Genomic DNA, 8,007 nt, shown 5'->3' on the forward strand with positions numbered 1-8,007 from the left:
GCGCTTTCCCAAAAGTCCAGCGACCCGGGACCAATTACACCCAAGCAAACGAAGGGAGCTTTGGCCGGCTTGAGCGAAAGCTCGCCGGTTTCGGGTTCGTTGCATCTGCTGCTTGACGCGGGGTGGCCGATTGGCGAGGCATCGGACTGTGACTGCGCTGCGTCCTGTCCTTTTCGTCACTTTTTCTGCCCTGCTGATTGCCGGCTGCAACGGCGAGTCCCGGACGCTGGGCGCCGATCTTCCGGTGACTGCGCCGACCGGGCCGCACGATCCGCGCGCCGCGCGCTATGAGCGCAACGTCTACCAGGTCGCACAGGGCGGACGCTATTTCACCTGGTACGGTTGTGGCCAATGCCATGGCGGCGGCGCGCAGGGCGTGCGCGATCTGGGCGATACCCGCTGGAAGCATGGCGGCGGCCTCGACCAGGTGTACGGCTTCATCGCCCACGGCCATCCCGGCGCGCGCTATGGCGAGCGCATCCCGCCCGAACAGCTTTGGCAGATCACGGCCTATGTGCGGAATCTGCCGCGGCTGACGCCCGAACGGCGGCGCCGGCAGGACCTAGACCAGACCGGCGAGCCGCAGGCAGGCAACTGGACAGGGCCGGTGCAGTGACCCGCCGCGGCCTCTGGCTCGCGCCCTTGCTGGCGCTGGGCGGCTGTTCCGGCATGCAGTCGCCGCTTGCGCCCGCCGGCGCGCAGGCAGCGAGCATTTCCACGCTGTTCTGGCTGATGATGGCGGTGTGCGGGTTCATGTACCTGCTGGTCATGGGCGGTCTCGTCATCGCCATGCTGCGGGGCCGCCGTCGGCGCGCGGTCACTGCCGATCCGGCGATCAGCCCGAAGGATAGCGGCCCCAGCCGCACGCTGCTGGTCTGGGTCGCACTGATCGTAACTGGCCTCACCACCCTGATCGTCGGCAGCTTCCTCGCCGAGCGCACCATCGCCAAGGCACGTGCGCACGACGCGCTCGAGGTGCGGGTGACCGGCCATCAATGGTGGTGGCGCATCCAGTATCGCGATCCCGTCAGCGGGCGCTGGATCGAGACCGCAAACGAACTCCACTTGCCGCTCGGCCGAACGACGCGCGTGACGCTGGGATCGGCGGACGTGGTCCACAGCTTCTGGGTGCCCAATGTGGCGCAGAAGCTCGACATGATTCCCGGCCGGCTCAACCTGCTCGACCTGACCCCAACGCGCGCAGGCTGGTATCGCGGCCAGTGCGCCGAATTCTGCGGCGCGCAGCACGCGCATATGGCGCTCGATGTGAAGGTCGAGAGCCCGCAAGCCTTTGACGCATGGCTGGGGGCCCAGGCGCGGCCCGCCACCGCACCGGCCGACCCGGTAGCGGCGCGCGGCATGGCCATCGTGACGGGCGGCGCCTGCGCCATGTGCCATGTGGTGCGCGGCACTGCGGCAATCGGCAAGGCAGGCCCGGACCTCACCCATTTCGGCGCGCGGCGATCGGTCGCTGCGGGAACGCTGACCATGAGCCGCGGCGCGGTGCAGGGTTGGGTCGCGCAGCCCCAGGCGCTGAAGCCCGGATCGATGATGCCGGCGGTGCCGCTCTCGCCGGCGGACGCCGATGCGGTATCGCGCTATCTGCTGGAGCTGAAATGAACCCGCATTCTCCGGAGCAGGCAGAACAGCTTGCCGAGACCTGGCGCGACTCGCCTGGACTGTGGGGTTTCCTCACCACCGTAGATCACAAGCGGATCGCCGCGCGCTACATCCTGACGGTGGTCGCGATGCTGTTCCTCGCGGGGCTGCTCGCGCTCGACATGCGGCTTCAGCTCTCCGCGCCCGACATGCAGCGCATGGGCCCACAGCTCTACAATGAAAGCTTCTCGCTGCACGGCTCCACCATGCTGTTCCTGGTGTCGGTGCCGGTGATGGAGGCGATGGCGATCTGGCTGGTGCCGCTGATGCTGGGGCAGCGCGCGCTCGCCTTTCCGCGGCTCGCGGCGTTCAGCTATTGGCTATATCTGGGCGGCGTGATGATGCTGTGGGTGCCCCATGCGCTGGGCATCACCCCGGATCTCGGCTGGTTCGAATATCCTCCGCTCTCGGGCCCGGCCTACTCCCCCGGGCACCGCGCCGATATCTGGGCACAGATGATCACCTTCACCGAAGTGGCGGCTCTCTCTGCGTCGGTGAACATCGTCGCGACGGTGCTCAAGATGCGGCCGCCTGGCATGACGCTGTCGCGCGTGCCGCTGTTCGTCTGGGCGATGATGGTGGGATCACTGATGACGGTGTTCGCGCTGCCCGCGGTGATGCTGGTGACCAGTATGCTGATCGCCGACCGGATGGTCGCTACCCAGTTCTTCACCGCGGCAGTGGGCGGAGACTCGGTGCTGTTCCAGCATCTGTTCTGGTGGTTCGGCCACCCAGAGGTGTACATCATCTTCCTGCCAGCGACCGGCTTTGTCTCGATGATCGTCGAGACCTTTTGCCGGCGCACGATCTTTGGCCATGTCGCGATGGTGCTCTCGATGCTGGGGATCGCCGCGCTCGCCTTCGGCCTATGGGTGCACCACATGTTCGCGGTGGGATTGCCGCGGCTCGGCAACGACTTCTACACCGCGGCCAGCATGGCGGTGGCGTTGCCCGCGGGTATCCAGATCTTCTGCTGGATCGCGACAATGTGGACCGGGCGTCCGCGCTTCGACACGCCGCTGCTCTGGGTTATCGGCTTCGTCGCGACCTTCGTAATCGGCGGCCTGTCGGGGATCATGACCGCCTCCGCCCCGCTGGACCAGCAGCTGACCGACACCTACTTCATCGTCGCCCACTTTCATTACGTGCTGGTCGGCGGCGCGATGTTCCCGCTGCTGGGCGCGTTCAGCTATTGGTATCCCAAGGCGACCGGGCGGATGCTGTCGGAATTCTGGGGCAAGGTCAGCTTCTGGCTGATCGTCGGCGGGTTCAACCTGGGTTTCTTCCCGATGCACATTCTCGGCCTGCAGGGCATGCCGCGGCGCATCTACACCTATGGCGAGGGCATGGGCTGGGGGGCGCTCAACATGGTCGCGACGATCGGCTCAGCGATCGCGGTCGCCGGTGGGTTGGTGTTCGTCGCCAATGCGCTGGTCAGCTTCTACCGCGGCAAGCGCGCCGGTGCCGATCCCTGGGGCGGATCGACGCTGGAATGGGCGGTCCCCTCGCCCCCGCCGCAGCACAATTTCGACTATACCCCCGTGGTCGACAGCCTGACGCCGATGTGGACGCGCAAGGATGGCCTGCACGCGCTCACCGGCCTCGTGACTGACCGCCGGCAGGTACTGGTAACCTCGGTGATCGATGCCGAGCCTGAATATCGCCAGAAGAGCCCGGATCCGTCGATCGCGCCGCTGCTGGCAGCCATCGCCGTCACCATCCTGTTCATCGGTAGCATCTTCACACCCTGGGCGCTGGTCTGGGGTGCGGTGCCGGTGGCGATCGCCCTCACCTGCTGGTTCTGGCCGCAGCGCGCGCGCTCGCAGACCGGCCCGCTGCGGGTGCGCTCCCGATGAGCGATGCGATCCACAGCCAGATTGTTGGGGACATCTCGGGTCTCCCCGAAAGCGCATCGGGTGCACGCAACCTGGTATGGTGGGGCAATATCGGCTTCATGGCGATCGAGGGCACAGCCTTCGCGCTGGCGGCTGGCAGCTATCTCTATCTGATGAGCCAGAGCGGCAGTTGGCCACCCGCAGGGTACCGCCCGCCGGACTGGTTCTGGGCGTTGATCCTCACCTGTGGGCTGGTGCTCAGCGAAATCCCGAACCTGTGGACCCGGCGCATGGCGCGCAACAAGAACGAGCGCGGCGTGCGGATCGGCGCGCTGGCAATGTCGCTGATTGGTGCGGCGCTGCTGATCCCGCGCGCGTTCGAGTTCGCCCACTTGAACATATCATGGCACGAAAATGCCTATGGCTCGGTGCTGTGGCTGCTGATGGTGCTCCACACCAGTCACCTGATCACCGACCTGGGCGACACGGTGGTGCAGGCGGTGTGGCTGTACACCCATGAGGTCGGCGACGATCAGTTCGCCGATGTCGAGGACAACGCCAATTACTGGACCTTTGTGGTGCTCACCTGGTTGCCGATCGGCGGTCTGATCTATCTGGCGCCGAGGCTGGGATGAGCGAGGTGCGCAAGCTTGGCCGGGTTGATCGCGTGCGCCCCTGGGCCGCGCTGCTGCTGCCGCCGACCGTCTGGTACGGGTTCGAGGTGGGGCTCGCGAGCCTGTTGAAGGCGGACTGCCAGGTAGCGAGCAGCTGGATCGGCTTGGCATGGGGCCTTGCCAGCCTGTCCCTGTGCGGCGGCGCCGCCGCCATCGCGTGGCCGCTCGCCCATCGCAGCGGCGAGCACACGCCGCCGCGGGCCTGGCTGGCACGCGTGGCGATGCTGCTCGCCGGCATCTTCGCGCTGGCCATCGCGTTCCAGACGCTCGGCATCCTGATCGTGCCCGCATGCATCGGCTGAAGTCCCTGCTCGCCGCGATGCCCTCCAGCCTCCGCTTCGTGCTGGCCCTGCTCGCGCTGTCCTTCCTCGCCGGTGTGGCCTCCGTCACGGTCCTGTACCGGCAGGACGCCGCCCAGGCGCGTACCAGCGCAGAGGTGATGACCGGCGGCAGCGCCAAAGCCGGGCAAGAGGCGATCGGCCGCTACAACTGCGGCGCGTGTCACCAGATCCCCGGCATCGCCAGCGCAGTCGGGCGCGTCGGCCCACCGCTGAACGGCATCGCCGTGCGGGCAGAGATCGCGGGCGTGCTCGCCAACGATCCCGCCAACATGATCCGCTGGCTGCGCGCACCCCAGCATGTGGTGCCCGGCAACGGCATGCCCGACCAGGGTGTTAGCGACCGCGACGCGCGCGACATCGCGGCCTATCTCTACACGCTCAAGAAGTAGGCCGCTGCCGCCTAGGAACAGGATCGCCCGGCGTGTAGTTGTGCCTCACGGGCGGCATCCGCCCATGGTGCCAGGGAGCGCGTGAATGAGTGACGATCGGGAGCATAAGGTGCGCGAGCGTGCCTATGCTTTGTGGGAAACCGAAGGGCGCCCGAGCGGCCGCCATGAGGAACATTGGCATCGGGCCAATAGCGAGTTTCCGGAAGCTTCTTCGCCAGCCCAAGCGCCAGTGCCGACCGCCGCCAAGCCCAAGCGCCGCAAGCCGGTAGCCGCCAGCCCCGCCGCCGCCGAAGCGCCCTCCGCCGTGGAAGCCACCACCCCGGCCCCGCGCAAGCGCCGGACGCTCAAGCCGAAGGCGAACTGACCAGCCTGCGGAACAGCGCGGCATATTCCTTTGCCGCGCTGCCCCAGGACACATCGGTCGCCATCCCGTTCTGCTGCACGCGCGCCCAGCCCTCGGGCTCGCGGAACAGCGCGGCGGCACGGCGCAGCGCGTCGCTCAGCATCGCGCTGGAGCTCGGCACGAACTGGAACCCCGTCGCCACGCCCTGGCGCAGCGCCACCGGGCTCGCATCGATCACCGTGTCCGCCAGCCCGCCGACCCGCGACACCACCGGCACCGCGCCATAGCGCAACGCACAAAGCTGCGTGAGGCCACACGGCTCGAAGCGCGACGGAACCACCAGCGCGTCCGCCCCCGCCTGGAGCAGATGCGCCAGCGCCTCATCATAGCCGATCCGGCAGCCGACCTGCCCAGGATGGCTTTCGGCAGCGGCGGTAAAGGCCGCCTCCAGCGCCGGATCGCCGCTGCCCAGCAGCACGAACTGCGCGCCTTCGCCCAGCAAGTCGGGCAGCGCCCCCAGCAGAAGGTCCAGCCCCTTCTGCTCGGTCAATCGCCCGATCGAGGCGACCAGGAACGCTTCCGGCGCAGGGTCCAGCCCGAACACCGCCTGAAGCGCCGCCTTGTCCGCCGCCCGGCCGCTCAGATCGTCCGCCGAAAAGGCCGAGGGGATCAGCGGATCGTGCGCCGGGTCCCACACGCCCGTGTCGATCCCGTTCAGGATGCCGGAAAGATCCCGCGCCCGTCCGCCAAGCAGCCCCTCCAGCCCCATACCGCCCTCTGCGGTGGTGATCTCGCGCGCATAGCTGGGCGATACGGTGGTCACATGGTCGGCGAACAGGATGCCCCCCTTCAGGAAGCTGATCGCCCCGAAATACTCCAGCCCCTCAAGCGAAAACGCCTCCGCTGGCAGCCCAAGCGTTCCGAGCAGATAAGCGGGAAACACCCCCTGGAATGCCAGATTGTGGATCGTCGTTACCACCGGCGGCCGTCGCGCCGGGCGGTTGTAATGGAGATAGGCCGGCGTCAGCCCCGCCTGCCAGTCATGCGCCTGCACCACATCGGGCGCATAGCTGCCGAGCGCCCCTTCGGCGATGTCCGCCGCCACGCGCGACAGTGCGGCGAAACGCAGCGGGTTGTCGGGCCAGTCGCGCCCGTGCGGCCCCAGATACGGGTTGCCCTCCCGCGCGAACAGGTGCGGCGCGTCAAGCACCAGCAGCTCCAGCTCGCCGGCACGCCCCCGGCGCAGCGTGCCCGGCCCTCCCATCAGGTTGGCATAGCGCCGCACCGGCACCCCCTCCCCGATCGCCTGCATGACGGCCGGATAGCCCGGCATCAGCGTGGTGACGGTGATATCCTGCCGAGCCAACGCGGCGGGCAGCGCGCCCGCCACATCGGCCAGCCCGCCAGTCTTGATCAGCGGATAGACTTCGGAGGTAACCGACAGGAGTTGCAGCGGCATTATTTGTCCAGAGCAGCGATCATCTTGGCGGTGATCAGGCAGACGCCATTCTCGGTCCGCCGGAACCGCCGGGCATCCTCCACCGGATCCTCGCCGACCACAAGCCCGTCGGGAATATGCACGCCTCGGTCGATGATGACATTCTTCAGCCGCACCGACCGTGCGATGTTCACCCGCGGCATGATCACGGCGTTCTCGATAGTCGAGAAACTGTTCACGCGCACTCCCGTGAACAAGAGCGAATGGCGCAGCGCCGCGCCCGACACGATGCAATCGCCCGACACCAGCGAAGAGATCGCCTCGCCCCGGCGCCCATCCTCGTCATGCACGAACTTGGCCGGTGCCGTCATCTCGGCATAGGTCCAGATCGGCCATTCGCGATCGTACAGGTCCAGGTCCGGCACGGTGTTGGTCAGGTCGATATTCGCTGCGAAATAGGCGTCGAGCGTGCCGACGTCGCGCCAATAGGGCTCGGCCTCCGGCCCCGAACGCAGTGCAGACCGGCTGAAATGATGCGCACGGGCGTTGCCGTCCTTCACCATCTTGGGAATGATGTCCTTGCCGAAATCGTGCGACGAGTTCGGATCCTCGGCATCCTCGCGCAGCACTTCGAACAGGAACTTGGTCTCGAAGACGTAGATGCCCATGCTCGCCAGCGCCAGATTAGGATGCCCCGGCATCGCCGGCGGGTTCTTGGGCTTTTCGAGGAATTCCATGATGCGATCATTCTCGTCGACATGCATAACGCCGAATGCGCTGGCCTCCATGCGCGGCACTTCGACACAGCCGACGGTAACGCTCGCGCCGCTTTCGCAATGCTCTTCCAGCATCACGCCATAATCCTGCTTGTAGACATGGTCCCCAGCCAGGATCAGCAGGTATTTGGGCGCATAGCTCTCGATGATGTCGAGGTTCTGGAACACCGCGTCGGCGGTGCCGAGATACCAGTTCTCCTCCGACACCCGCTGGCTGGCCGGCAGGATGTCGAAGCTCTCGTTGCGCTCGGGCCGGAAAAAGCTCCAGCCATGCTGCAAGTGGCGGATCAGGCTGTGCGCCTTGTACTGGGTCGCCACGCCGATGCGCGGAATGCCCGAGTTCAGTGCGTTCGACAGCGCGAAGTCGACGATGCGGGTTTTACCGCCGAAATACACCGCCGGCTTGGCGCGGAAATCGGTCAATTCCATCAATCGGCTGCCGCGGCCGCCAGCCAACACAATGGCCATGGCCTGCCTGGTGACAAGGCCTCGCAAGGTCGCGCTCGGGGGCATGTAGGATGTGTCCGTCTAGATGAAACCGCAGTGGAAGCG

General features: G+C 66.9%; 9 protein-coding genes. 7 read left to right on the top strand and 2 right to left on the bottom strand.

What is annotated here, in order from left to right; genetic code table 11:
- Positions 1-148 precede the first annotated feature (148 nt).
- The 7 genes from LQ953_RS09775 to LQ953_RS09805 all read left to right on the top strand — a co-directional run bounded on the left by LQ953_RS09775 (position 149) and on the right by LQ953_RS09805 (position 5,262).
- Complete coding sequence (locus LQ953_RS09775; protein WP_231030553.1) at positions 149-616, top strand: c-type cytochrome; 468 nt, start codon at positions 149-151, stop codon at positions 614-616.
- Positions 613-1,620 (top strand): cytochrome c oxidase subunit II, encoded by a 1,008-nt coding sequence (gene coxB / locus LQ953_RS09780; RefSeq protein WP_231030554.1) that lies wholly within the window; start codon positions 613-615, stop codon positions 1,618-1,620. Before LQ953_RS09775 ends, coxB begins: the two co-directional genes overlap by 4 nt.
- Positions 1,617-3,515, top strand: a complete 1,899-nt coding sequence (locus LQ953_RS09785) for a cbb3-type cytochrome c oxidase subunit I (RefSeq protein WP_231030555.1) — start codon at positions 1,617-1,619, stop codon at positions 3,513-3,515. Before coxB ends, LQ953_RS09785 begins: the two co-directional genes overlap by 4 nt.
- Entirely contained in the window at positions 3,512-4,129 is a 618-nt protein-coding gene (locus LQ953_RS09790; protein WP_231030556.1) for a cytochrome c oxidase subunit 3, read from the top strand. Before LQ953_RS09785 ends, LQ953_RS09790 begins: the two co-directional genes overlap by 4 nt.
- Positions 4,126-4,470, top strand: coding sequence for a hypothetical protein (locus LQ953_RS09795; RefSeq protein ID WP_231030557.1), 345 nt, complete (start codon positions 4,126-4,128; stop codon positions 4,468-4,470). The genes LQ953_RS09790 and LQ953_RS09795 overlap by 4 nt, the downstream gene beginning before the upstream one ends.
- Complete coding sequence (locus LQ953_RS09800) at positions 4,458-4,898, top strand: c-type cytochrome (protein WP_231030558.1); 441 nt, start codon at positions 4,458-4,460, stop codon at positions 4,896-4,898. The genes LQ953_RS09795 and LQ953_RS09800 overlap by 13 nt, the downstream gene beginning before the upstream one ends.
- 85 nt (positions 4,899-4,983) lie before the next feature.
- Positions 4,984-5,262: a DUF2934 domain-containing protein gene (locus tag LQ953_RS09805; protein WP_231030559.1), complete on the top strand. Its 279-nt coding sequence runs from the start codon at positions 4,984-4,986 to the stop codon at positions 5,260-5,262.
- Here LQ953_RS09805 and glgA read toward each other — a convergent pair.
- On the bottom strand, positions 5,243-6,700 hold the full coding sequence (glgA, locus tag LQ953_RS09810) for a glycogen synthase GlgA (RefSeq protein ID WP_231030560.1): 1,458 nt from the start codon (positions 6,698-6,700) through the stop codon (positions 5,243-5,245). The two genes, LQ953_RS09805 and glgA, sit on opposite strands and share 20 nt — an antisense overlap.
- Complete coding sequence (gene glgC / locus LQ953_RS09815) at positions 6,700-7,968, bottom strand: glucose-1-phosphate adenylyltransferase (RefSeq protein WP_269141422.1); 1,269 nt, start codon at positions 7,966-7,968, stop codon at positions 6,700-6,702. The genes glgA and glgC overlap by 1 nt, the downstream gene beginning before the upstream one ends.
- Positions 7,969-8,007: the final 39 nt, after the last annotated feature.

The organism is Sphingomonas sp. IC-56 (assembly GCF_021043375.1).
Taxonomy (GTDB): Bacteria; Pseudomonadota; Alphaproteobacteria; order Sphingomonadales; family Sphingomonadaceae; genus Sphingomonas.

Excerpts from the sequence above, each read along its gene's own strand:
- LQ953_RS09785 (WP_231030555.1), top strand. The coding sequence starts at position 1,617 with ATGAACCCGCATTCTCCGGAGCAGGCAGAACAGCTTGCCGAGACCTGG.
- LQ953_RS09790 (WP_231030556.1), top strand. The coding sequence starts at position 3,512 with ATGAGCGATGCGATCCACAGCCAGATTGTTGGGGACATCTCGGGTCTC.
- LQ953_RS09795 (WP_231030557.1), top strand. The coding sequence starts at position 4,126 with ATGAGCGAGGTGCGCAAGCTTGGCCGGGTTGATCGCGTGCGCCCCTGG.
- LQ953_RS09800 (WP_231030558.1), top strand. The coding sequence starts at position 4,458 with ATGCATCGGCTGAAGTCCCTGCTCGCCGCGATGCCCTCCAGCCTCCGC.
- LQ953_RS09805 (WP_231030559.1), top strand. The coding sequence starts at position 4,984 with ATGAGTGACGATCGGGAGCATAAGGTGCGCGAGCGTGCCTATGCTTTG.
- glgA (WP_231030560.1), bottom strand. The coding sequence starts at position 6,700 with ATGCCGCTGCAACTCCTGTCGGTTACCTCCGAAGTCTATCCGCTGATC.
- glgC (WP_269141422.1), bottom strand. The coding sequence starts at position 7,968 with ATGCCCCCGAGCGCGACCTTGCGAGGCCTTGTCACCAGGCAGGCCATG.